This window comes from Pseudomonas sp. VEM90 (assembly GCF_054611535.1).
In genome coordinates, this window is sequence record NZ_JBTRAR010000010.1 from 96,372 (window position 1) to 119,519 (window position 23,148).

At 61.0% G+C, this 23,148-nt stretch carries 22 protein-coding genes and 1 pseudogene; 7 read left to right on the forward strand and 16 right to left on the reverse strand.

The genetic code is table 11. From position 1 onward, the window contains the following. Positions 1-53: 53 nt before the first annotated feature. A complete protein-coding gene (locus tag ACYCCG_RS11910; RefSeq protein ID WP_176682307.1) occupies positions 54-659 on the forward strand; it encodes a TetR/AcrR family transcriptional regulator in 606 nt (201 codons plus the stop codon). Positions 660-721: 62 nt separating this feature from the next. Here the strand turns inward: ACYCCG_RS11910 and ACYCCG_RS11915 are convergent, their stop codons facing one another. Both ACYCCG_RS11915 and nhaA read right to left on the reverse strand, forming a co-directional pair. Further along, complete coding sequence (locus tag ACYCCG_RS11915) at positions 722-2,083, reverse strand: chloride channel protein (RefSeq protein WP_245355038.1); 1,362 nt, start codon at positions 2,081-2,083, stop codon at positions 722-724. Positions 2,084-2,221: 138 nt separating this feature from the next. After that, positions 2,222-3,583, reverse strand: coding sequence for a Na+/H+ antiporter NhaA (nhaA, locus tag ACYCCG_RS11920; RefSeq protein ID WP_209967009.1), 1,362 nt, complete (start codon positions 3,581-3,583; stop codon positions 2,222-2,224). A gap of 303 nt (positions 3,584-3,886) precedes the next feature. Between nhaA and ACYCCG_RS11925 the strand changes: the two genes are divergently transcribed. Beyond that, entirely contained in the window at positions 3,887-5,860 is a 1,974-nt protein-coding gene (locus ACYCCG_RS11925; protein ID WP_176682493.1) for a BCCT family transporter, read from the forward strand. A 27-nt stretch (positions 5,861-5,887) separates the two neighbouring features. Here the strand turns inward: ACYCCG_RS11925 and ACYCCG_RS11930 are convergent, their stop codons facing one another. The 6 genes from ACYCCG_RS11930 to ACYCCG_RS11955 form a co-directional block, all read right to left on the reverse strand. Next, positions 5,888-6,304, reverse strand: coding sequence for a DUF1850 domain-containing protein (locus tag ACYCCG_RS11930; protein ID WP_252458724.1), 417 nt, complete (start codon positions 6,302-6,304; stop codon positions 5,888-5,890). Continuing rightward, positions 6,301-8,328: a TRAP transporter permease gene (locus tag ACYCCG_RS11935; RefSeq protein ID WP_209967005.1), complete on the reverse strand. Its 2,028-nt coding sequence runs from the start codon at positions 8,326-8,328 to the stop codon at positions 6,301-6,303. The genes ACYCCG_RS11930 and ACYCCG_RS11935 overlap by 4 nt, the downstream gene beginning before the upstream one ends. 27 nt (positions 8,329-8,355) lie before the next feature. Continuing rightward, positions 8,356-9,306, reverse strand: a complete 951-nt coding sequence (locus tag ACYCCG_RS11940) for a TAXI family TRAP transporter solute-binding subunit (protein ID WP_176682311.1) — start codon at positions 9,304-9,306, stop codon at positions 8,356-8,358. A 104-nt stretch (positions 9,307-9,410) separates the two neighbouring features. Then, positions 9,411-10,865 carry a TrkH family potassium uptake protein gene (locus ACYCCG_RS11945; RefSeq protein ID WP_176682312.1) on the reverse strand — a complete coding sequence of 485 codons (1,455 nt, stop codon included), beginning with the start codon at positions 10,863-10,865 and terminating at the stop codon, positions 9,411-9,413. A gap of 429 nt (positions 10,866-11,294) precedes the next feature. Next, positions 11,295-11,936: a 3-oxoacid CoA-transferase subunit B gene (locus ACYCCG_RS11950; protein WP_176682313.1), complete on the reverse strand. Its 642-nt coding sequence runs from the start codon at positions 11,934-11,936 to the stop codon at positions 11,295-11,297. Positions 11,937-11,944: 8 nt separating this feature from the next. Further along, positions 11,945-12,640, reverse strand: a complete 696-nt coding sequence (locus ACYCCG_RS11955) for a 3-oxoacid CoA-transferase subunit A (RefSeq protein ID WP_010954768.1) — start codon at positions 12,638-12,640, stop codon at positions 11,945-11,947. A 385-nt stretch (positions 12,641-13,025) separates the two neighbouring features. On the opposite strand from ACYCCG_RS11955, the pseudogene ACYCCG_RS11960 reads away from it, so the two are divergent. Further along, positions 13,026-13,166 (forward strand): annotated as a pseudogene (locus tag ACYCCG_RS11960) (OprD family outer membrane porin); the annotation flags it as partial. A gap of 16 nt (positions 13,167-13,182) precedes the next feature. Here the strand turns inward: ACYCCG_RS11960 and ACYCCG_RS11965 are convergent. Continuing rightward, positions 13,183-13,368: a hypothetical protein gene (locus ACYCCG_RS11965; protein ID WP_176682314.1), complete on the reverse strand. Its 186-nt coding sequence runs from the start codon at positions 13,366-13,368 to the stop codon at positions 13,183-13,185. Positions 13,369-14,097: 729 nt separating this feature from the next. On the opposite strand from ACYCCG_RS11965, the gene ACYCCG_RS11970 reads away from it, so the two are divergent. Continuing rightward, positions 14,098-14,292, forward strand: a complete 195-nt coding sequence (locus tag ACYCCG_RS11970; RefSeq protein ID WP_339443018.1) for a hypothetical protein — start codon at positions 14,098-14,100, stop codon at positions 14,290-14,292. A 130-nt stretch (positions 14,293-14,422) separates the two neighbouring features. Here ACYCCG_RS11970 and ACYCCG_RS11975 read toward each other — a convergent pair whose 3' ends face one another. Then, the gene (locus tag ACYCCG_RS11975) at positions 14,423-15,328 is read right to left on the reverse strand and encodes a LysR family transcriptional regulator (protein ID WP_459670519.1); all 906 of its coding nucleotides are present in this window, start codon (positions 15,326-15,328) and stop codon (positions 14,423-14,425) included. A gap of 98 nt (positions 15,329-15,426) precedes the next feature. On the opposite strand from ACYCCG_RS11975, the gene ACYCCG_RS11980 reads away from it, so the two are divergent. After that, on the forward strand, positions 15,427-16,188 hold the full coding sequence (locus ACYCCG_RS11980; protein ID WP_176682317.1) for a sulfite exporter TauE/SafE family protein: 762 nt from the start codon (positions 15,427-15,429) through the stop codon (positions 16,186-16,188). A gap of 1 nt (position 16,189) precedes the next feature. Here the strand turns inward: ACYCCG_RS11980 and ACYCCG_RS11985 are convergent, their stop codons facing one another. The 5 genes from ACYCCG_RS11985 to ACYCCG_RS12005 all read right to left on the reverse strand — a co-directional run bounded on the left by ACYCCG_RS11985 (position 16,190) and on the right by ACYCCG_RS12005 (position 20,891). Continuing rightward, complete coding sequence (locus ACYCCG_RS11985) at positions 16,190-17,614, reverse strand: GGDEF domain-containing protein (protein ID WP_339443017.1); 1,425 nt, start codon at positions 17,612-17,614, stop codon at positions 16,190-16,192. Between the two features lie 137 nt (positions 17,615-17,751). After that, a complete protein-coding gene (locus ACYCCG_RS11990) occupies positions 17,752-19,581 on the reverse strand; it encodes an SLC13 family permease (RefSeq protein ID WP_339443016.1) in 1,830 nt (609 codons plus the stop codon). A 126-nt stretch (positions 19,582-19,707) separates the two neighbouring features. Further along, positions 19,708-20,100 carry a glycine zipper domain-containing protein gene (locus ACYCCG_RS11995; RefSeq protein WP_016498896.1) on the reverse strand — a complete coding sequence of 131 codons (393 nt, stop codon included), beginning with the start codon at positions 20,098-20,100 and terminating at the stop codon, positions 19,708-19,710. 73 nt (positions 20,101-20,173) lie between these two features. Beyond that, the gene (locus ACYCCG_RS12000; RefSeq protein WP_176682320.1) at positions 20,174-20,356 is read right to left on the reverse strand and encodes a hypothetical protein; all 183 of its coding nucleotides are present in this window, start codon (positions 20,354-20,356) and stop codon (positions 20,174-20,176) included. Positions 20,357-20,600: 244 nt separating this feature from the next. After that, positions 20,601-20,891 carry an RcnB family protein gene (locus ACYCCG_RS12005; protein ID WP_459670522.1) on the reverse strand — a complete coding sequence of 97 codons (291 nt, stop codon included), beginning with the start codon at positions 20,889-20,891 and terminating at the stop codon, positions 20,601-20,603. 117 nt (positions 20,892-21,008) lie between these two features. Between ACYCCG_RS12005 and ACYCCG_RS12010 the strand changes: the two genes are divergently transcribed. Continuing rightward, positions 21,009-21,359, forward strand: coding sequence for a hypothetical protein (locus ACYCCG_RS12010; RefSeq protein WP_176682322.1), 351 nt, complete (start codon positions 21,009-21,011; stop codon positions 21,357-21,359). 182 nt (positions 21,360-21,541) lie between these two features. Next, positions 21,542-22,363: a class I SAM-dependent methyltransferase gene (locus tag ACYCCG_RS12015; RefSeq protein ID WP_176682323.1), complete on the forward strand. Its 822-nt coding sequence runs from the start codon at positions 21,542-21,544 to the stop codon at positions 22,361-22,363. Here the strand turns inward: ACYCCG_RS12015 and ACYCCG_RS12020 are convergent, their stop codons facing one another. Next, positions 22,364-23,131, reverse strand: a complete 768-nt coding sequence (locus ACYCCG_RS12020; RefSeq protein WP_021782185.1) for an SDR family oxidoreductase — start codon at positions 23,129-23,131, stop codon at positions 22,364-22,366. Positions 23,132-23,148 lie beyond the last annotated feature (17 nt).

The window sequence follows — 23,148 nt, forward strand, 5'->3', positions numbered from 1 at the left end:
ATGAATACTCGTATACGCCCACCCCATGCCGCCAGAACACAAGGAATAGCTGGATGGTTCGCCGCACCCGCGCCGCAATGCAAGAAACCCGAGCCCTGTTACTGGCCACCGCCCGCCAGATGTTCACCGAGCAGGGGTTTGCGCACGCCTCGATGGATGATCTGACCGCCCGGGCGGGCTTGACACGGGGGGCGTTGTATCACCACTTTGGCGACAAGAAGGGGTTGCTGGCAGCCGTCGTCGAGCAGCTCGACGCTGAAATGGACGAGCGCCTGCGTGCCATTACCGAGACCGCCGATAACGCTTTGGACGGCTTCCGCCAGCGCTGCCACGCCTACCTGGAGATGGCGCTGGAGCCCGAGATCCAGCGCATCGTGCTGCGCGACGCCAGAGCGGTGTTGGGTGGCGGCTCGCCTGAGGCCCAGCGGTATTGCATAGAGTCGCTGCGCCAGTTGATCGACAACCTGGTGCTACAGGGCGTTTTCGTCAACGCGCACGCTCAAGCGCTGGCTGCGTTGATCTACGGCAGCTTGGCTGAAGCGGCTGTGTGGATCGCGGAGGCCGAAGACGGCAATGCATGCTTGGCGCAGGCTGGCAAGGCGTTCGACCTGCTGTTGCTCGGGGTGCTAAAGCAGCCAACAGACTCTACGGAGGCGTGAATGCGCGCGACAGTTCCGCCCTGTTGGGAGCCCTGTCCCCCTCAGGGCAGGCTTGGTGCTGCTCAAGGTTTTTCAGTAGCGCTTGCTTGGCTAGGGGCGGGCTCTGTGGAAGAAGACGCGGCAGCATGAAGCTTGTCGGTAATCTGCTTGGCCAAGGCATGGTAAAGCGAGACCGGAGACACCCATCCAGAGATGGCCGCCGCCATCAGTGTCGATGCCAACATGGGAATGGCCAGGTCCGGGCTGTGTGTCAATTCAAGCACGATGACCGAGGCGGTCAGTGGCGAGCGTGTCACACCGGCCAGGTATGCGCCCATGCCGAGTAGTGCGCCTGCCTGGGGATCAACATCGGGCAGCAAGCTCAACAGGGGCGCAAAGGCGGCGCCGATGCTCAGCGAAGGCGAAAAGAGCCCGCCAGGAATCCCGGAAAGATAGGACGCGACGTTGGCCAGAAACTTCCAGAGGAGAAAGCTTGCGTCCGTGATCGGTTGCCCCTCCAGCAATGCTCGCGTTTCTTCGTACCCGGTGCCGAATACATGATTGCCAGAGACGAGCCCCAACGTGGCCAGCAACAAGCCACAGATGGCAGCAAAGCGCACTGGATAGCGTCCGCGTAATGCACAGACCTGGCCGAGTATGCCCTTGTCGGTGGGCAGCACAAGCTTGGCGTAAAAACCACCCAGCAGCCCGCCCAGGACTGCACAGGCAGGCACGACGCTCCAGCCCCAGCCCACCGGCATTCGACCGCTGATTTCTCCAAAATAGGCGTAATGCCCCATCAGCCCCAGCGTGACGACCCCACCGATCAGCACCGCAGTGAGCACCAGGCCGCTGAAACGTTGCTCGAACGTGCGGCTCAACTCCTCAATGGCAAAGACCACCCCCGCTAAAGGTGTATTGAAGGCTGCCGCAATACCCGCGGCGCCTCCGGCGAGCACCAGGCCAGCGATGGTGCGCCGGCCATGCAGGCCTAAACGTCGGCCAAAGGAATAGAGCACAGCGGCGCCGATGTGGACGGTCGGGCCTTCCCGGCCAACCGAACCGCCGACCAGCAGGGCGCCCAACGTCAGGCTCATGCGTGCTGCAGCCACAGGGAGCGAGAGCAATCGGGCGCGCAGCCGGCGAGAGGGCACTTCCAGGGCGGCTATGACTTGGGGAATGCCGCTACCCTTGGCATTTTCAAACCACCGTTGCGTCAGATAAGCCAGGAGCGCGAAACCAAGCGGAGTGATGAGAAGAGGTGACCAGGGTGCCCATTCCAGCAAACGCTTGAACGAAGCGAACGCCGCGTCGGCTAGCCAGGCGAATGCCAGCGCAACCAGCCCCACCAGCAACGCCCCGATCCAGAACGCCAGTCGCTGACGCCATTCTCGCCAGCGTGAACGGCGGGAGAGTGAAGGTGCAGGACGGGTAGGTTCGGGCATGGTCCACACATGGCTGACTTGGAAAGCCGTGAGTATGGCGTGTTTTCCCAGGCAGGCCTACCCGACACAGGTTGTAGTCGTGCCAGGCGTGGCGATCCGTTTGCTCACATGCAACGGATCGCCAGTGCCAGAATGTGGCTAGGAGGCCGAACTTGCTTTGGTAGCAGGTGCTGCCTTACGCATGCTCCACATCCCCCAGGTCAAACCTAGCACGGCCGCGATCAATGACGCGGATAGCACACCGAGTTTCGCTGCCCCGAGTGAGCCAGGGTCGACGAAAGCGAGGTTGGCGATGAAGATCGACATGGTGAAACCGATGCCGGCCAGCAGCCCGACCAGCATGATGCTACGCCAGTTGACCTCGGCGGGAAGCTCGCACCAGCCCAGGCGGACCATCAGCCAGCTAACGCTGACGATGCCCAAGGGCTTTCCTGCGACCAGGGCGACAGCGACGGCGATCATGACCCACTGGGGGCCTTCAGCGGACAGGTCGACACCCGAAAGGCTTACCCCGGCATTGGCCAAGGCAAACACGGGCATGATGCCGTAGGCTACCCAAGGGTGCAGGGTCCCTTGCATACGCACCACCGGCGGCAGCAGTTCGCGCTGGGCCAGGCGCAGCCGTTTCAAAGGATCAATGAGGTCGCTGGCATCTTGCTCAGGCGCCTTGGCGCGCCCCAGCAATTCGCCGGTGAAGCGGGTAATGGCATCCAGCGGGCGCTCACGCATGGGCATTGCGGTGACAGGTGTCATCAGGCCTAGCACAACACCTGCGAGAGTCGGGTGGGCGCCGGTCAACAAGATGCCCAGCCAGACGATCGCGCCAGGAATGACATAGGCGAAGGCTGAACCCACACCGATCTTCTGAAGCCCGATCACCATGAGCAGGCCGATCAGTGCAACGCCGAAACCGGTGTAATCAAGGCCGCCAGAATAGAAGAACGCGATGATCAGGACTGCGATGATGTCATCGATGATTGCCAGGGCGAGGAGGAACACACGTACATTGGACGGGATCGACTTGCCGAGCAGTGCCAGTACGCCCACCGCAAAGGCGATATCCGTCGCCGTTGGCACTGCCCAACCTTGTTGGTCTGCTGGCGCGTGACCAAAACTCAGGTAGAGGAGTGCGGGTACCGCTACGCCGCCGACAGCGGCTGCCATGGGAAGTGTGGCTTGGCGCAGGCTGGACAGTGCGCCCTCGTGGATCTCGCGGCGGATCTCCATGCCCACGACCAGGAAAAAGATGGTCATCAAGCCATCATTGATCCAGAAGTGCAGGGACTGCGAATAGACATGCGAGCCCACGCCGAATGTCAACGGCGTATGCCAAAGGGCTTCATAACTGTCGGCAGCCGGGGAGTTCGCCCAGATCAGTGCAGCGACTGCGGCAATCAACAGAACGATGCCGCTGACCGCTTCAATGTGCAAAAAGCGCTCAAGGTTGGCGAAGGCTCGCTCGGCCAGGTCTTGGGCGCGAGGTAATTCTTTTTTATGCATAGGCGCAGGTGCTCCCGCATGGCGGCCCGACCTGCGCTGTTCTTTAACCTGCCTCACTGCACCGTGCAGCTGGCACCCGTCCGCTAGTCTACCGAATAACCACTCTCAGATGAACAAAAAGCGCCAAACCATTCACTCCAAAGGCATGTCGGTTTGAGATTTTTTCCTGCAGACGTTAGGGTTTGTGGTTATTTCCGAGCACACGAGGCTTGGCAAACGGGAATTTATCCAACTGCTAGCCTTGGTAAATGTCGTCGTGCTCAGGCACGCTGTGCTCATCGCCTTGCAAGGAGAACGGCCGCTATGACTGCAGCCCCCAAACCCAGGAGCACCCTCAATCCACCCGTTTTCTACACCAGTGCGATACTTATCTTTCTGCTGGTCTTGTACGCCACGGCATTTCAGGAGCACGCCCAGACGCTGTTCGAGCAAGTCCAGCGATGGATCATCACCAATGCCAGCTGGTTCTACATTCTTGTTGTAGCGCTGGTGTTGATCAGTGTGGTGTTTCTGGCTGTCAGCCGCTATGGCGACATCAAGCTAGGCCCTGACCACAGTGAGCCGGATTACCGCAAGAGCAGTTGGTTCGCCATGCTGTTCTCGGCGGGTATGGGGATTGGCCTCATGTTCTTCGGCGTGGCCGAACCGGTCATGCATTTCGCCACACCGCCCGTGGGCGATCCTGGCACCGTCGCTGCGGCACGGGAAGCCATGAAAATCACCTTTTTCCACTGGGGCCTGCATGCGTGGGCGATCTATGCCATCGTCGCGCTGATCCTGGCCTACTTCAGCTTCCGCAACGGCCTGCCGTTAACCTTGCGTTCGGCACTCTATCCGCTGATTGGTGAGCGAATCTATGGCCCTATAGGCCATGCCGTCGATGTCTTTGCCATCCTCGGCACGGTGTTCGGTGTGGCGACCTCGCTGGGTTACGGGGTATTGCAGATCAACAGCGGGTTTCATCATGTGTTCGGTTTGCCGGTAAACACTACCGTGCAAGTCATCCTCATCACCGCCACCTGCGCATTGGCGACGCTTTCAGTGGCCAGCGGCCTGGACAAAGGTATTCGCATCCTGTCCGAGCTCAACCTGAGCCTGGCGGTGATTCTGATGCTGTTCGTGCTGCTGCTTGGGCCTACGGTGTTCCTGCTGCAGACCTATGTACAGAATACCGGCGCTTACCTTTCGGATATCGTCAATAAAACCTTCAATCTCTACGCTTACGAGCCCACCGACTGGATCGGTGGCTGGACCTTGCTGTACTGGGGCTGGTGGTTGTCCTGGTCGCCCTTCGTGGGTTTGTTCATCGCACGTATTTCGCGAGGGCGGACCATCCGGGAATTCGTCTGCGGCGTATTGTTCGTACCGGCGGGTTTCACCTTGCTGTGGATGACGGTGTTCGGTGACTCGGCAATCCATATGATCCTCAACGATGGTGTAAAGGATCTGGCTACTGTGGTCAGTGAAGACAGTTCCCTCGCCTTGTTCGCTTTCCTGGAGCATTTCCCGTTCTCCAGCATCATTTCGTTGGTCGCGGTGCTTATGGTGGTCGTGTTCTTTGTGACCTCGGCGGACTCTGGTGCGCTGGTCGTGGATATGCTCGCCTCCTCCGGAAAAGGTCATTCACCCCTGTGGCAACGTATCTTCTGGTCAATCTGCATCGGCGCGGTCGCGATCGCGTTGCTGCTGGCGAACGGCCTCAAGGCGCTGCAGACCGCGACCATTGCGAGCGCTCTGCCGTTCGCGGTCATCTTGCTGGTTGCGATTTGGGGCTTGTTCAAGGCGCTGAGTCTTGATGCGACTCGCCGCGGGTTGCGCAATCAAGCGTTGCCAGGCCCACGCCATACCCGCCACCCACACGGCGGCTGGCAGCGGAGGCTGCGCAATATTGCATTGATGCCGCGCCGGGTTCATGTCACCCGCTTTATCGCCGAGGTGGTGAGGCCTGCCTGCGAAGAGGTCGCCCAGGAGTTGCGTAAGCAAGGCTACGAGGTGAGCGTGAATGAGCGCGATGATGGACGGGTATCCCTGGAGCTCTCCCATGCCGGTGAAGGGCGTTTCCTCTACGAGGTGCGGCCACGGGCCTTCAATACGCCAAGCTTCGTCATGCAGGACACCGAAGACGGTGGCGATGCGCGCAAGTATTTCCGTGCGGAAGTGCATCTGCGAGAAGGGGGCCAGGACTACGACATCATGGGGTGGAGCCGCGACGATGTGATTGGTGACATCCTGGATCAGTACGAACGCCACCTGCAATACTTGCACGTGGTGGGCTGAACTGGATTCGGTCCTGCCCTGGCGCAGTCAGGGCAGGGCGGTTCGCCTGCTGTCCAAAGGCGGATTTTCGCAGGCCCAGAAGTCTACTGCAGCAATGCGTTCGCTCGGCGGTCCTAACCAATGGGACAGCGGCTGGCACCCGGTTGTCGTGCAGACCTGATAGTCGCCAGCCTCGGGCGTTCGCCCGGCATGCAAGGGCTGCAGCGGTGGTAGATGACGACGATAGTGCCAAGTGCCGTCGCGCAGTTGAGCGTCGTCCGGAATCTCCATGCCGGCCCCGCTGCCTTTTACCCGGGCCTCTACCAGTACCAGGCCAGCCGAGGTCACTTGATAATCCTCTTCCCAGCGGACCTTTTCGATACTGTGCTGCCACGCGAGGGTAAACTCGTTCAGTGGCAGGCTGACCCAGACCACACCGGCCAGCCCAACGCAAAGGCTGATCATGCGGGGTGTCCAGAAGCCGGTCGGCTTCGCCAGTAGTGCCAACCCAGCACTGCCGCACCCAAAACAAAACCGACCTCATCGCTGATGGGCAGGGCGAGTATCAATGACACGCCAGCAGTGAACGCCAGCAGGCGCTCCCACCAAGGCATGGGGGCACGCAAATGCCCGATCGACGCACACCCCCAAAGGGCAACCGCGAACGCCGCCTTGATCACCATGTACAGCGTGCTGCCCATGCCTTCACCTTGCATCATCAACGCCGGGTCATAGACTGCCATGAAGGGCACAACGAAACCGGCCAAGGCAATGCGCACCGCCCAGAAGCTGATCAACAGGCCTTTTTCCTTGGCAATAGGGGCCGCTGCAAAGCACGCCAATGCCACGGGCGGCGTCAGGTCGGCCAGGATGCCGAAATAGAACACGAACATGTGCGAGACGATCAGCGGGACCCCGAGTTCCAACAGGGCCGGGGCAGCAATGGAACTGGTGATGATGTAGTTGGGGATGGTCGGAATGCCCATACCCAGTACCAGGCAGGTGAGCATGGTCAACACCAGCGAAAGGAACAGGTTGTCGCGTCCCAGGTCAAGAATGTATCCGGCAAAGGTGGTGGCCAGGCCGGTCAGCGAGATGACGCCGATAATGACACCGACCAGCGCACAGGCAATACCCACCGGTACCGCATGACGGGCACCTTCCGCGAGGGCCATGACGCATGCGTGCAGGGTGGCGCGGCCGCCCTGGACAAAGCAGCACGCAATGGCCAGGCCGGCAATGACCATCAGGATCACCCCGATCCCCATGCGGAAAAAACCTGAACACAGTATCCCGAGTGCAACCCAGAAAGCCGCGCGCAGCCAGGTTTTTTGAGCGCGCAGGATGATCGCCGAGCCTAGGATGACGATGGCAGTCAGGGCCAGGCCGACCATTCCCGAGTACAAAGGTGTTCGCCCGGAAAACAACAGCGCGACCAGGACCATCAGCGGTACGAGCAGGAACCAGCGTTGTCGCAACGCATTCCAGGCACTCGGGCACTGTTCGCGCGGCAAACCATGCAGATGGCTGCGCCGAGCCTCCAGGTGGACCATCCAGTAGACCGAGCCGAAGTACAGCAATGCTGGGATGAGCGCGGCTTTCGCCACCTCGGCGTAGGGCACGTTGATCGTCTCGGCCATGATGAACGCCACGGCGCCCATCACCGGCGGCATCAGCTGGCTGCCCATGCTGGAGGTCGCCTCGACGCCACCGGCAAATGCAGGTTTGTAGCCAAAACGCTTCATCAGCGGAATGGTGAACTGTCCGGTGGTGACGACATTGGCCACCCCCGAGCCGGTAATGGTACCCATCAGTGCCGAGGAGAACACCGACACTTTGGCCGGCCCTCCGCTGCGATGGCCGAACAGCCCCATGGCGAAATCGGTGAACAGACGAATCATGCCCGCCTGCTCGAGAAATGCGCCGAACAGGATGAACAGGTAAATGTAGGTGGCTGAGACATAGGTCGGTGTGCCATACAGCCCCTCGGTGCCGAAGGCCAACTGATTGACGATCTGATCGAGGCCGTAGCCTCGATGCGCGAGTTCGCCTGGCAAGTGTTGGCCAAGCAACCCATAGGCCAGAAACAGGGCGCAAATGATGGGCAACGCTATGCCCATGACGCGCCGCGCGGCTTCAAAGACCAAACCAATAAGCAACAGCCCCACGATCAGGTCACTGGTGGTCAGTTCGCCGGAGCGTTGAATCAGATCCCCTTCGAAGTACCACTGGTATGTGGCCGTCGCCATTCCCGCAAGACCCAGCAGCCAGGCAAGGGGTTGCCACGGCCGACGGTGGCCAACGAATGAATAGCTCAGGTACACCACCAGCAACAGGAACCCCACGTGTATTGCACGCAGTACTTGGGTGGAAATCAGAGGGAAGGCCGCCGTGGCGATCTGGAAAACCGAAAAGACCAGTGCCACGGCAAAAAGCGCGGCAGGCCAGCGATCGGTGCTGGCGTGAAGACCTTGCGCTGTATCACTCATACGCTGCTCCATGGCTCGAGAATGTCATCAGGGGAGCAGGTTTTTCTCCTTGAAGTACCTCTCTGCTCCTGGATGCAGCGGAATGGGCAGGTTCTTGGCGGCATTCTCCGCCTGGATATCTTTCGCTGCAGCGTGGGCCGTGACCAGGCGAGGAAGGTTCTCGAATATCAGCTTGGTCATCTGATAGGCCAGGTCATCGCCGATATCGGCGCGGGTGACGAGGATGTTGTTGATGGCCGCCGTTGATACGTCCGCACTCTGACCATCATAGGTGTTGGCAGGAATGGTGGCGGGTTGGTAGGCGTTGTTGCCAATGCGGGTCACGACGTCGGCAGGGATAGGCACGAACACTACCGGCAAGGTCGCGGCCAGGTCCCGGATAGCTGCTTGACCGAGCCCTGAGGATTGCAGCGTGGCGTCAAGCTGACGGTTCTTGATCAGTTCGACGGACTCCGCATAGGGCAGGTATTCAACTTTTCCCATGTCCTGGTAGGTAAGCCCTGCGGCTTTGAAGATGGCGCGGGCATTCAGCTCGGTGCCGGACTTGGGTGCCCCAACCGAGATACGCTTGCCTTTGAGGTCTGACAGGGAGGTGATCCCCGACTCCTTGCTGGCGACGATCTGGATGTAGTTCGGGTAGGTGCCGGCGATGGCGCGGAGTTTCTTCAAGGGCGTTTTGAATCCAGCCTCTGCATCGCCCTTCCAGGCATCTGACACCGAATCCCCCAGCGCGAATGCCAACTCCCCTCGACCGGCTTGCAACAGGTTGAGGTTCTCTACCGAGGCCTTGGTGGCTTGCACCGTGGTCTTGCTGCCTTCGATGCCGTGGCTGTAGATCTGTGAAATGCCTACGCCTACCGGGTAATAGACACCACTGGTACCGCCTGTGAGGATGTTGATGAAGGTCGGTGCGGCCTGGGCAGCCGCGCAGACCGTAAACAAGGTGCTGGCCAATGCCAGGCGAAGGGCTCGGTTCATGGCGTCGTTCTCCGCTTGTTGTTGTTATTCCTGCGCCAGTAAACCTAGAACGAATATGCAGTCCCTGCCCAATTTTATGGCTGATTGGCCGGATGACCTCCGCCTTAGAATCGCCAGAAGACTGGCGAGACCAGTACCAGTACGGTGAGGATTTCGAGCCGTCCAAGCAGCATGCCGATGGTCAGTAACCATTTCGCTGCGTCCGGCAAGGAGGCGAAATTACCTGCAGGACCGATAAGTGTGCCCAGGCCTGGGCCGACGTTGCATACGGCGGTGGCAGCCCCACTCAACGCCGTCATCCAGTCGAGCCCTATCAGAGAGAGGCCAAGGGCGATGATCGCGATGGTGACGGAGAAGAAGAACGAGAACGTCAGCAATGAGCGAACGATCTCTTCATCGATGGGGTGCCCATTGTATTTCTTCGAGATTGTTGCCCGTGGATGGATCAACTGTTTCAGGCTGCTGACAAGCAAGGCAGCGGCCACCTGGAAACGGAATATTTTCAAACCGCCGGCGGTAGAGCCCGAGCACCCGCCGATGAACGTCAGGTAAAAGAACAGCATGATGGCGAAGCTGCCCCAGAGCGTGTAATCACCCACGGCAACGCCCGTGGTGGTCACCACCGAGGTCACATTGACCGCAACGATACGAAACGCATCCCACCAGGCCAGATCGCTGTGCCAGCAGAGCCAGGTTCCGACCGTGAGCCAGACGAAGGCGAGAAAGCCAATGAAACCGCGAACCTGATGGTCCTTGAGCAGGATGCGTCGATGGCCCCGCAGCGTGGCGACATACAGCGTGAAGGGCAGGCTGCCGAGTATCATGATGACCACGGCTACCCAATGCACCGCAGGCTGTCTCCAATGACCCAGAGAGGCATCCGAGGTAGAGAAACCACCGGTTGAAACCAGCGACATCGAATGATTGATGGCTTCGAACGGGGTCATGCCGGCGGCCCACAACGCGCATGTCCCCAATGCTGTCAGGCCCAGGTAGACCAGCAGGATCATCTTGGCTGCCACATGCGAACGCGGCGTCACTTTGTCAGACCAATCCGAAGACTCGGTCTGGAACAGGCGCATGCCGCCCACGCGCAGCAGTGGCAGGATCGCCACGGCCATGCCGATAAAACCAATGCCTCCCAGCCAGTGCAGCAGGGAACGCCATATCAGCAGCCCCGGCGATGCACTGTCCAGGCCGGTCAGCACGGTCGAGCCGGTGGTGGTGATTCCCGACATGGTCTCGAAGAACGCATCCGTGTAACTGATGTGTCGAATGAACACCATTGGCAGCGCCGCGAATGCGCACACGATGACCCAGCTTGCCGTCGTGAGCAGATACATATCCCTGGTCCGCAGTTGCGGTGTGTCGGGGACGCCGCGGGCTACCATGAGCAGGCCGGCACACAGAACGATCAGGCTCGACCAGACGAATGCACCGAGGTCGTCGCTGCGGTCGTACACCAGCAGCGTCAGCATCGGAATCACCATGCTGACGGCCAACGTGATCAGGAATACACCAATAATGAACGCGATGAAACGCAATGCGGGAAGCGGCATTGAGGGAGCTCGTTGGGACAATGCCGGCAGTATTGCCTGCTCTACGGTAATGTCGAGTAAAAAAGGCGTAAAGTCGTGGGTTGGGATTTTTTACGCCGTTATCTGGCTCCCGCTCGATAGCTCATTGGGTTGACCTCTCCGAGAGTTCTCGTCTATCGGCTCCGAAGCGGTTGGAAAGGCGGCCTCAAGCACCGCGTGCTCCCTGCTCGCGGCGCTTGTGCGGCACTATCGATAATGCCGCAGAGGGCATGGAAAGCCCTAGGCTCTTTACGAAAAGCCTTGATACTTGTTCATGCTGCGTTGAAAACAGCCTCGGAATGCTCATGTCCTCCAGTACAGTCGGGCGCGACCCCGGCCGTTCCTCGGCTGTTTTCGCCTTGCCTGACCTGCGTCTCAAGACTTTTCGTACAGAGCCTAAGGCTTCCTGGATCACTTGATCAGCGACACACCACTGAGCTTCTGCAGCTCGTCAAAATCGATGTCCGCGCAGATCTCGATCACTTTCAGTCCTTCAGGTGTCACTTCCAGTACGGCCAGGTCGGTGTAGATGCGGCTGACGCAAGCAATGCCGGTCAGCGGGTAGGTGCACTCGGGCACCAGCTTGCTTTCGCCGGTCTTGGTCAGGTGGTCCATCATCACGAATACCTGGCGGGCGCCGGTGGCCAGGTCCATTGCGCCGCCTACGGCCGGGATCGAACCTTCGGCACCGGTGTGCCAGTTGGCCAGGTCGCCCTTTACCGACACCTGGAAGGCGCCCAGTACAGCGATGTCCAGGTGGCCGCCACGCATCATCGAGAACGAATCGGCATGGTGGAAGAAAGCACCACCGGTCAGCAGGGTGACGTGCTGCTTGCCGGCGTTGATCAGGTCATCGTCTTCTTCGCCCGGCGCAGGGCTTGGGCCCATGCCCAGCAGGCCATTCTCGCTGTGCAGGAACACTTCCTTGTCGCCCAGGTAGTTGGCCACCAGGGTTGGCGCGCCAATGCCCAGGTTTACGTACGCGCCTTCCTGGATATCTGCGGCCACGCGTTGGGCCATCTCGGTGCGGGAGAGCTTTTTGGTGATGGTCATGGGAGGCCTCAGACAGCTTTGGCAATCGAAGAAGCGGCAGCACCGGTGACGGCGACCACGCGCTGGACGAAGATACCCGGGGTGATGATGTGTTCCGGGTCCAGTTCACCAAGTTCGACGACTTGGTCGACCTGGGCGATGGCGGTCTTGGCAGCCATGGCCATGATCGGGCCGAAGTTGCGTGCGGCCTTGCGGTAGGTCAGGTTGCCCCAACGGTCACCCTTGTGCGCCTTGATCAGTGCGAAGTCGGCGTGCAACGGCATTTCCAGCACGTACATGCGGCCGTCGATCTCACGGGTTTCCTTGCCCTCGGCCAGCAGGGTGCCGTAGCCGGTTGGTGAGAAGAACGCACCAATGCCGGAGCCTGCGGCGCGGATACGCTCGGCCAGGTTGCCCTGCGGCACCACTTCCAGCTCGATCTTGCCGGCCCGGTACAGCTCGTCGAACACGTAGGAGTCGGACTGGCGCGGGAACGAGCAGACCACCTTGCGCACGCTGCCTGCCATGAGCAGGGCGGCCAGGCCGATCTCGCCGTTGCCGGCGTTGTTGCTGATGATGGTCAGGTCGCGGGCACCGGTGGCAATGAGGCCATCGATCAGCTCGGACGGCATGCCAGCCGTGCCGAAGCCACCGACCATGATGGTCGAACCGTCGGTGATCCCTTCCACCGCGCTGGCGATGGACTCGTACGTTTTATTGATCAAGGCGAGCTCCTGGTTGTTCCTGGAGTTGTGGTTGTCGGGCTGGCCGGAGCGCGTGAAGCGATGGGCCTGTCAGCACGTGATTTGGCTTGCTGACTTTCGCTATAGCGTGCCGCAAGATAGGGCAACAGTAGAGAGGGTTTGGCTGAATTTGTGCGATTATCGAACTGTTGTGCGATCTGCGAGCAGTTCTGGAGGCTGCTGCACCCGAGTAGTGGGAGCACCTGACCGACCTGGCCGAGCAAGTTGCAGAAGCTGCTGGGGCAGTTCGAAGTCAGCGATGATGGCGAACAAGGCGTCGCTGCCAGAGTAAAGCGCCGCACGGTAAAGCTGTTGTGGCCATGCAGGCTGAAATACCCACCTGCAATGTGACCTGCCGGCCACCTTCCTCAATTACCTGGGGCGATGCGGGCCGCTGGCCGGGCTTGGGGTACGGGCGCGCAACGTGATGGCGCGCTCCAACTACCGGACAGATATAGATGAGAACCGCTTGATTCTGAGATGGGTAGGCCTGAGCTGTGGAGCATGACAGTGGCCCTTGCAGGTCACTGCAAGGTGTCGGGCTTCAGGCTATCCGGCAATTGCCGGATGGCCTCCTCAAGCCGCGCGATCGGCCCAGCGAGTTGATCCGCTTCCTTGTCTTTGCCTTCACCTCTCAGGCGCTCACGCGCAACGCGCAGGTCTAGCAGATTTTTCTGCAACTTCAGTGCAGAGGTTTTGAACGAGTCCATGCTTTTCTCACGCTGTAGGCTTCCGTACCGTTGTAGGAAAAATGGACCGTAGCAGCTCGAATTTGCCGGAGAAACTGATATTTCATACAGGCAAGACTCATTGCTGCGCCCTTTCCTACAGAGTTCGGTAAATAATCCTACAAGTCGTGTTTCAGATCGTGTCCTCCCAAGCAAGCGCAATCTAGCGTATTGGCTGGGTTCGGGAGCTTTCGAGGGGCAGCGCACTCAGCGCAGGTACTGCGCAAGCCTGGAGGCGTGTTTAGAAACTTCGTGTATCAATTGCCGGCCCGCGAGCGACACGCGCTCAGCGTCAACCACTGCGCCTGAATTCAGCCCGGCGGTATCTGTGCACCACATCTGATCCGCTTTTTTTCCATAAACCTGAATCTGTAACCGTATCAGCCCAAGCTCGACAATGTGCCCATTCCCGCATCACAACTGTAGAGGTTCCAATGGGCAAGCTGGCGCTGTTCCTGGGTGGTTTTCTGCTGCTGACCATTCTGATTGGTATTCTTGGCACCATTCCGCCAAGCTGAGTTCAACTGCTTTTTCCCTGCGCGGCCCGTCCACTTCAAGCGACGGGCCCACGCTATTGGCAAATGGCCGGTAGTCTTCCTCGTTGCACTGCTGGATCAGCGGTAGGTGCAAGTCATTCTCAAGTGCAAAAGCTTCGTGTAGTCTCCCGCCGCCGCTTATTCGGGGGTATTTTGCCTTGGAGTCGATAGATTGATGGAATGCAAGAAAGGCACTTCAGCCATGCTGGAGTGGCGTAGGCGTTATCTCGCCGAAGGCCAGCTTGATGAGCTGGGCTATGATCAGGCACTGCGCAATGCCGAGGCGCTTGAGCAAGCCGGGTCAATCAGTACGCAGGAGTGGATCGAGCTGGTCAAGCTGGCCAATTCGGCATTGCTGCTTGTGCGATAAGTCGTTCTTTACGCTGGGAAATCTGTCCACAAAAAACGTGGGTAGGTCTGTGGATAAAGTGCTGCAAGCCAGATCCGCGGCGGGCTCTGTTAAATTGAGCAGAAATTGAACAGTCGTTTCATGGTCTGTTTCAGAGGGGCGAGTCGGCTTGGCGTAGGGCTACCAGCAAGTCACGTACCCGCGCCGGCAACTCGCCGGCAGGGTATACAGCATGCATCTGTGGGTCCTGGCCGCTGCTGGACGTCAGGCGGTACTGCGGACACACCCGGACCAGGCGGCCGACCTTGACCTGTGCTTCGCCGACCCAGGCGGCGAGGCGGGCAATGCCGGCGCCGGCCAGGGTGCTGTGGTAGACAGTGCTTCCTGAGCCCAGGCGGAGCCTGGGCCTGGGGCGCAGGCTGGTGATCTGGCCATCGTGGCAGAAGTGCCAGGCCTTGAGGATGCGTGGCGCGGCATGCAGGATCAAGGTGTGTCCATTCAGGTCTTCCGGGTGTTGCGGTGTGCCAGCCAGGGCCAGATAGGCCGGGCTGGCATACAGGTGGCGCTGGTAGGGCCAAAGCGGGTAGCCGATCAGTTCGCTCGATTGCGGGAATGCACCGCGCACCACGAAGTCGAATTTACCTTGCAGCGGGTCAAGGGCTTCGTCGCTGTACTGGACGTCCAGCGTCACTTGGGGGTAGCGGCGGGAAAACTCGGCAAGCACTTGCGGTAGCACATGCTCTCCCAGCAGTTGCGGCGCGGCAAAGCGAATCCAGCCTTGGGCGCTGCCGCTGAGCGCGGCCAGTTCGTCGGCGGCATCGCGTTGCACATCCAGCAAGCGTTCGGCATGCGGCAGCAAGCGCTCGCCGGCCTCGGTCAGGGTGACGGCGTTGGCGTTGCGGTTGAGTAGTTTGCTTCCCGTATTGTCTTCCAGGGTTTGTACAGCACGTGTAACTGTACTGGGTGAACGCCCCAGCGCGCGGGCGGCAGCAACGAAGCTGCGCTTGTGTGCGACGCTGACGAACGCCTGGATTTCCCGCAGCATGTCCAATGCCATTGCCTGCTCCTTGTTGCAGTTATTGCAATATGGCATTTCAACACAAGCGCGCCACTTTGATTAGCCTTGCAGGCGTCTTCACTGCCTGGAACCGCGTCATGATGGATATTGCTGTGCTTTCTGTGTTCGCCTTCGCCGCTGGGTTGATCGACGCCGCGGTGGGTGGTGGCGGGCTGATCCAGATCCCGGCCTTGTTCAACGTGTTGCCCACCGCGCAACCAGCGGCATTGCTCGGCAGCAACAAGCTGGCGTCCGTGTTCGGCACGGCCTTCGCGGCCCGCTCGTTCATCCGTAAAGTGACGCTGGATTGGGGGTTGATCGTACCGGCGGCACTCAGTGCCTTTGTCATGTCGTTCGCGGGGGCCGCCACGGTGTCGCTGGTACCTCCCAGTGTCATGCGCCCGGCAGTGCTGGTGCTGATCGTGCTGATGGCTATCTACACCTTCTGCAAGAAGGACTTCGGCACCTTGCACAAACCTGCGCAGATCGGCCGCAAGGAGCAATGCCTGGCAGTGCTGATCGGCGGCGCTATCGGCTTCTACGATGGCCTGTTCGGCCCCGGCACCGGTAGCTTTCTGATCTTCCTGTTCATCCGCTTCTTTGCCCTGGACTTTCTGCACGCTTCGGCTTCGGCCAAGGTGGTGAACATTGCCACCAACCTGGCGGCGCTGGTGTTCTTCGTGCCGACCGGCAACGTGCTGTACGCCATCGCCTTGCCCATGGCAGTGTGTAACATTCTCGGCGCGCTGACCGGTACCTGGCTGGCGGTACGCAAGGGGGCCGGTTTTGTCCGCGGGCTGTTCCTGGTGCTGTTGTGTGTGCTGATCGCCAAGCTGTCGTGGGACCTGCTGATCGGCTAGTTCAGATCACCAGGCGCTGTGCTTCGGCCTGCTCGACGCGGTTGCGGCCCCGAGCCTTGGCCCGGTACAGAGCCTGGTCGGCACTCGCCAGCAGTTCATCCAGGCTGGGGGCCGGCATGTCTGCGTCGCAGCCTGCCACACCGATACTCACGGTAATCTGCAGGCGCTGGTCGGCCTGCACCACGTGCAGGTCCTGTATGGCGCGGCGCAGGCGTTCGGCGATGAAGGTGGCCCGTTCTGGCGCAAGTCCCGGCAGCATGACAACGAATTCTTCGCCGCCCAGGCGTGCTAACAGTTCGTCGTTGTGCAACTGGTCCTGCAGAGTGCTGGCGAATTGGCGCAGCACCTGGTCACCGACTGCATGTCCGTGGGCATCGTTGATCGACTTGAAGTGGTCGATGTCCAGCATCATCAGGGTCAGAGGCAGCGCCTGGGCGTGCTGTTGACGGCTCTCCAGCAGCGCGTTTGCGCGGCGTGTGAAGGCGCTGCGGGTAAGCACGCCGGTGAGGTGATCGACGGTGGCCTGGTGCGCCAGGCGGGCCATGAGGCTACGGTTGGCCTGGCTGACGCAGGCCACCACCAACGGCCCGAGCACCAGCATGGCGATGCCTAGGCGCGCAGACATCAGCGTGGTAACCCCAGGCTCGCTCTGCGGCACGCTGAAGTGCATGAGGTTTTGCGCCACGGCCACGATCAGCGTGCTGCCGGCCGTGAGTGTCAGCAGTGACACCAGGAACGGTGAGTAGGTCCAGGCACACCACAGTAACGCGGCAATCGGGAAAGCAATGGCACCCGGGCCACCAAAGGCGATGCTGAATGCCAGTGAGGCCAGCAGCACCAGCAATGGCGCCAGGCGGATGGGCTGCGCGCCGCCGCGCATCAAGGCCCGCACCGAGGGCGCTGTAAGCAGCACTGGCAGCACCAGCACGCCGGTCGAGAACTGTTCGCTGAACCAGGCTAGCCAGGTGGCGCGCAACGACTGTTGGAACCACGGTGCGGCCATTGCCGCTGCCATGCTGGCCGCTACCACGGCAGCGGCGGCGCAGGCGGCGAACACGCGGAGTACGCCGTGCGGGCTGCGCATGCGCCGGTGCATGCGTGGCAAGCGCGACAGCAGTTGCCAGAGGGTGACCACCACACCAAGATTGCACAGGTTGAACCACAGCGCCGGCACCCAGGCACTGCCACACAGCAGGTCGGCGCCGACCATGGCCAGCCACACCAGGCTAAAGCCGGTAAACGTGGCTTGACGGGGATAGCGCAGGAGTATGCCGGCCAGTACCGCATTCACTGGCCAAAACAGCGACAGCGATTCGATCGGGCGTGCCAGGATGCCGCCCAGGGTGAGGGCAAAGGTCACGCCAAGTACAACGATATAAGGCAACACGCGCGATTGGGCTGGAAAAACCATGAACTCGACCGGCAAGCGGAAACGAAATCCAGGACAACGCGATGGAGCACCTGGGGCAATTACCCGCAGTGTGTTGGGTCAGGGTGGTTGATGTCAATCTGCCGCGATTGGTTGCGATAATGTCAAATTGCCTCTACTCCTGGCCGCCTTCCTCACAGTCCAAAGAACCACGGCACCATCACGACGGTAACCAGCATCACCAACACGGTGAACGGTACGCCAATCTTGACGAAGTCAGCGAAGCGGTATTGCCCGGGCCCAAGCACCAGCGTGTTGACCGGCGATGACACCGGCGTCATGAATGCCGCCGACGCGGCCAGCGCTACGGTCATGGCGAACGGGTAGGGCGACATGCCCAGCTGCGCTGCAGTGCTGACAGCCACCGGTGCCATCAGTACTGCGGTGGCGGTGTTGGAAATGAACAGCCCGATCACTGCGGTGACGGCGAACAGGCAGGCAAGAATGGCACTGGGGCCGGCCCCCCCCAGCACGTTCACCAGCCCACCCACCGCCAGGTCGATACCGCCGGTTTTCTGCAGCGCCTGGGCGAAGGGCAACATGCCCACGATCAGCACCAGGCTTTGCCAGTGGATGGCGCGGTAGGCACTGTTCATGTCGATGCAGCGGCCTGCGCCCATCAGCAGGCAGCCGATCAGCGCGGCAATGACATTGGGTACGACGCCGCTGACCATTAGCCCGACCATCACTGCCAGGCTGAGTACTGCTTGCGGCGCGCGGGTGCGGGCTGGTGCGACCAGGTCGATCTCGGCGGGCAGGCTCAATACCAGGAAGTCTTTGGGCTTGCTTTGCAACTGGCGCACCGCCTTCCACGGGCCGACCACCAGCAGGGTGTCACCCAGGCGCAGCTTTTCTTCCAGCAGTTGCGCTTCGATAGCTGCCTGATCGCGGCGCAGGCCGACCACATTGAGGCCATAGCGGGTGCGAAACGCCAGTTCGAGGATACTCTTGCCGATCAGTTGCGAGCCTGGCGGCAGCGAGACCTCCGCCATTCCCAAATCCTGGGACTGGTCGATGAAGTAGGCGGCCTTGAAGTGCAACGGCTCCAGTTGCATGGTTTGGCACAGGCTGCGCAGGTCGTCATGCTTGGCGAACAGGTCGAGCAGCAGCACGTCGCCCTGATGCAGCACGGTGCCCGAGTCGGCAGCGATCACGCGGGTGGTGAACTTGTGCTGGCGCTCGATGCCGATCACGTTGGCGCCGTGTCTGGTGCGCAGTTCCAGTTCGCCGAGGTTGTGGCCGATCAGCGGCGAGTGAGGGCGAATGCGCAGGCGTCGTTCACGGCCGCTGAGCTTGTAGTCCAGTACCAGGTCCAGCAAGGTGCGGCGGCTTTCCACCCGGCCATCCTTGCGCACTTCACCGTTGAGCCAGTGCCGGGTCAGCAGCATGTAGCCAATGCCCAGCACCAGCACCACCAGGCCGAACGGGGTAAAGCTGAAAAAACTGAACCCCGCTTCGCCATGGCGGACCAGCTCGCTGTGCACCACCACGTTGGGCGGTGTGGCGACCAGGCTGAGCATGCCACTGATGAGGCCGGCAAAAGCCAGTGGCATCATCAGGCGGCTGGGTGAGAGCTGCATGCGCGCAGCGATGCTCAGCACCACCGGGATGAAAATGGCCACCACGCCGGTGGAGCTCATTATCGATCCCAGCCCGGCCACCGCCACCATCAGCAGTACCAGCAGGCGTGCTTCGCTATTGCCGGCCCGCTCGCTCATCCATTCGCCGATGCGATAGGCAATGCCGGTGCGCACCAAGCCTTCGCCAATCACGAACAGGGCGGCGATCAGCACCACGTTGGGGTCACTGAATCCGGCCAGGGCCTGTTCTACGGTAAGGATGCCGAGTAGTGGCAGGGCGAGAATCACCAACAGCGCAACCACGTCCATGCGTGGGCGGTTGATGACGAACAGGGTAATCACGAGGGCCAGCAGGCCGAGGACCCAGAGCAACTCATGGTTCATGGGGAGGGGGTGTTCCTTCACACGGGGGCACGATAGACAGTAGCAGTCAGTGTGCCAGCTTGCAGTGAAGGGGGTGTTGATGTGCTGCAACAAAAAGGGCCGCTATGCGGCCCTTCGGTCACGGGCTCAGTGACGGTGGCGGCGGTGCTTCTTGCTGCCGCGGTTGTCGTCGCCCAGATGGTTGCCGAGGGCTCCACCGGCCGCGCCGCCCAGGCCGGCACCCACGGTCGAACCGGTCTTGCCGCCTACTGCGCCGCCCAGCAGCGAGCCACCGGCCGAGCCCAAGCCACCGCCGATGGCGGCTTCGGTACGGTTGCCCTTGCGTGCACCGACCGCGCTGCCGGCTGCGCCGCCAACGCCGGCACCGATGGCTGCGCCGGTCTTGCCGCCGAGCTGTTGGCCAACAACGTTGCCCAGGACACCCCCCAGACCGCCGCCAATGGCGGCAGTACCGTCACCGGCGAAAGCGCCCTGGCACAGCAGCAGGCCGAGGGCAAGGGAAGGCAGAGTCAGACGCATGATACGAACCTCAAAGGAATCATCAGGATAAGTCGCCGCGCAACGGGCGGCAGGTCAGGGCTGAAAGGACGCTTCAGCGGTAGTAGCGGTCACCGCGGTATTGCCGATCATCGTCGTCGCGGTCATGGCGATGGTGGTGGCGATGGTCACGGTCGCGGTCACGCCAGCCGTCGTCATCATGGTAGCGATGGCTATGGCAGCCTGCGGTCAGCAGGACAACAGCAACCAGAGAAAGGCTTGCAAGACGCGTGAGCACGATATAGGTCCTTGATCCGCATAGGTTTACGGGGCACCTTCTAAGACTGTGGGTCGATCGATTTGGTTTCCCGGACGGGCAAAAAAATTGTGCTTCACGCGATCAGCGCCAAGGCGCCCGCCTGCAACAACGGGCTGTGGCGCTGACCGGCATCGATCGGTCCAAGCGTATCAACGCGCTCTGAGCGTACCTGGCCGGCGGCGAAGTGCTCTGCAATGGGTCGCCTTGGTCAGGGTGTGCAGAATCAGGATGCCGGTTGAATCGCCAGCACCACGCCATTGGTGATCTGCACCAGCACGTAGTGCTTGCCCATGCGCACCCAGTGGCTTTCCTTTTCCGGCTCGGGCAGGCCCTTGGCTTTCCAGTCCTTGATGGCCTGGTCATCGCGTTTGTACTGGTCCGGAGCCTTGTCGCCGACGTTCAGTTCGCGGTTGTGGGTTTCGGGGGCGGTGATTCTCTCTTCGCTGGAGGGGGCGGCGCTGACGCTCAGAGGCAGGCAAGGCAGGGCGGCGAGTAGCAGATAGTGCAGTTTCATGATGCGTTCCTTGTGACGGCATGTCTTATCTGCGACAGCGGCAAGTGCCTGGCAATTCACTCGGGATGCCTGCCAGTGCTAGAGTCGCCTTCTTTTTCGCGACCCCGAGGATGGAACATGCGTGCGATTCTGCCGTTGGCTGCGGTGCTGATGCTGGCCGGTTGCGCTTCTGCGACCATGGAAACCGCGCGTGGCGGCAAGCCGACTGCGCAGTTCGACTCGCACAAGGCACCCGCGCTGGTTGCCCAGTGCATCCAGTTCAGTTGGCAGGAAGAGCAGGTGTTCGGTGACGACGCCAGTGGCTACATGGAACCGCGCAAGCAGGGCGGGTTCACCGTGTATACCCGTGAGGCCGAAGCGTTCGTGGACGTGTATCCGCAGTCGGGCGGGGCGCGTGTGGATTACTACGCGAAGAGCAACGACGGCGTGGCCCTGCAGCGCCGGGCGGCAGCTGCAACCTGCCTGTAACGGCTGGCGCTTGTGCTGGCTTTATCACCACTCCTGCAAGGGCCCGCGTATTCAGGGTAGTGAGCAAGGCATTTGTTGCCACAGCAGAGGGCGCGCGGGCTTTACACTTTTTATCAAGACAGTTGTGTTGCAGGGGGCGCGGTGACGGCTAGCATAAGGCGCTTCCACACAAGGACGACTCCATGGACCGCTCACTGCAACTCAACCGCATCAGCTGGGATGAACGTGCCCCGTTGCACGCCGCTTCGAAGGACTACGAAGTCGAACGCCTGGTCCAGCAACACGGGCACTTGTCCGAAACCGTACGCTTCGACCTGCCACTGCTCGGCGACATCGACGGGCTTGAGACGGTCCATTTGCAGTGCCACATCGGCACCGACACCCTCTCGCTGGCGCGCCTTGGCGCCAAGGTTTGCGGCCTGGATTATTCCAAGGCCTCGCTAGCCGAGGCACGGGCTTTGGCCGAGCGTTGCGCGCAGCCCATCTCGTATGTCGAGGCTGACGTCTATGCCGCCGACAAGGTACTGCCGGCGGGTACTTTCGACCTGGTCTACACCGGTATTGGCGCGCTCTGCTGGTTGCCTCGCATCGAGCCGTGGGCGCGCACCGTCGCGGCACTGCTTAAACCGGGCGGGCGGCTGTTCCTGCGCGACGGGCACCCGATGCTGATGGCCGTCAACGAAGACCATCAGGATCGCCTGCAGCTCGAATATCCGTACTTCGAGCACGAATCGCCGACGGTGTGGCACACCGACCAGACCTACGTCGAAACCGATCAGCGCCTGGCCCACACCGAAACCCACGAATGGAACCACGGCCTGGGCGAAGTGATCACTGCCTTGCTGGCCCACGGCCTGCAGTTGACTGCGCTGGTCGAGCACCAGAGCATCCCCTGGGAGGCGCTGCCGGGGCAGATGGTCAAGGGCGAAGACGGTGAATATCGCCTGCGCGAGCAACCGGCGCGCCTTCCCCTGAGTTACACCTTGGTCGCCGTCAAAGCCTGATCAGGACAGGAAACCACCGTCGACATTGAGCGTGGTGCCGGTGGTGTAACTGGAGGCATCGCTGGCCAGGTACAGCACCGCGCCCGCCATTTCCTTGGGGTCGGCCACGCGCTTGAGCGGGATCTGCTGCAAGGCGGCATTGAGGATGGCTTCGTTCTTCACCAGTGCCGAAGCGAACTTGGTGTCGGTCAGCCCCGGCAGTAGCGCGTTGCAGCGAATACCGAACGGCGCACACTCCTTGGCGAACACCTTGGTCATGTTGATGACCGCCGCCTTGGTCACCGAATAGATGCCTTGGAACAGCCCGGGCGAAACACCGTTGATCGACGCCACGTTGATGATGCTGCCGCCGCCGTTCTCGCGCATCAGCTTGCCAGCCTCCACCGACATGAAGAAGTAACCACGGATGTTCACGTCCACGGTCTTCTGGAACGCCCCTGGGTCAGTGTCCAGCACATTACAGAATTGCGGGTTGGTGGCTGCATTGTTGACCAGCACGTCCAGTCGCCCGAACTGTTCGCGAATGCCGGCGAACACCTGCTGAATCTGTTCCAGCTCACCAATGTGGCAGGCCACAGCCGTGGCCTTGCCGCCGGCGGCAATGATGGCGTCGGCCACCTGCTGGCACCCTTCAAGCTTGCGGCTGGAAACAATCACATGGGCCCCTTGCTGCGCGAGCAAGTGGGCGATGGCCTCGCCGATGCCTCGGCTGGCGCCGGAAACAAAGGCAATCTTGCCGTCGAGGTCGAACAGGTGGGTCTTGGACATGCTGTTTTCCTTGTTAT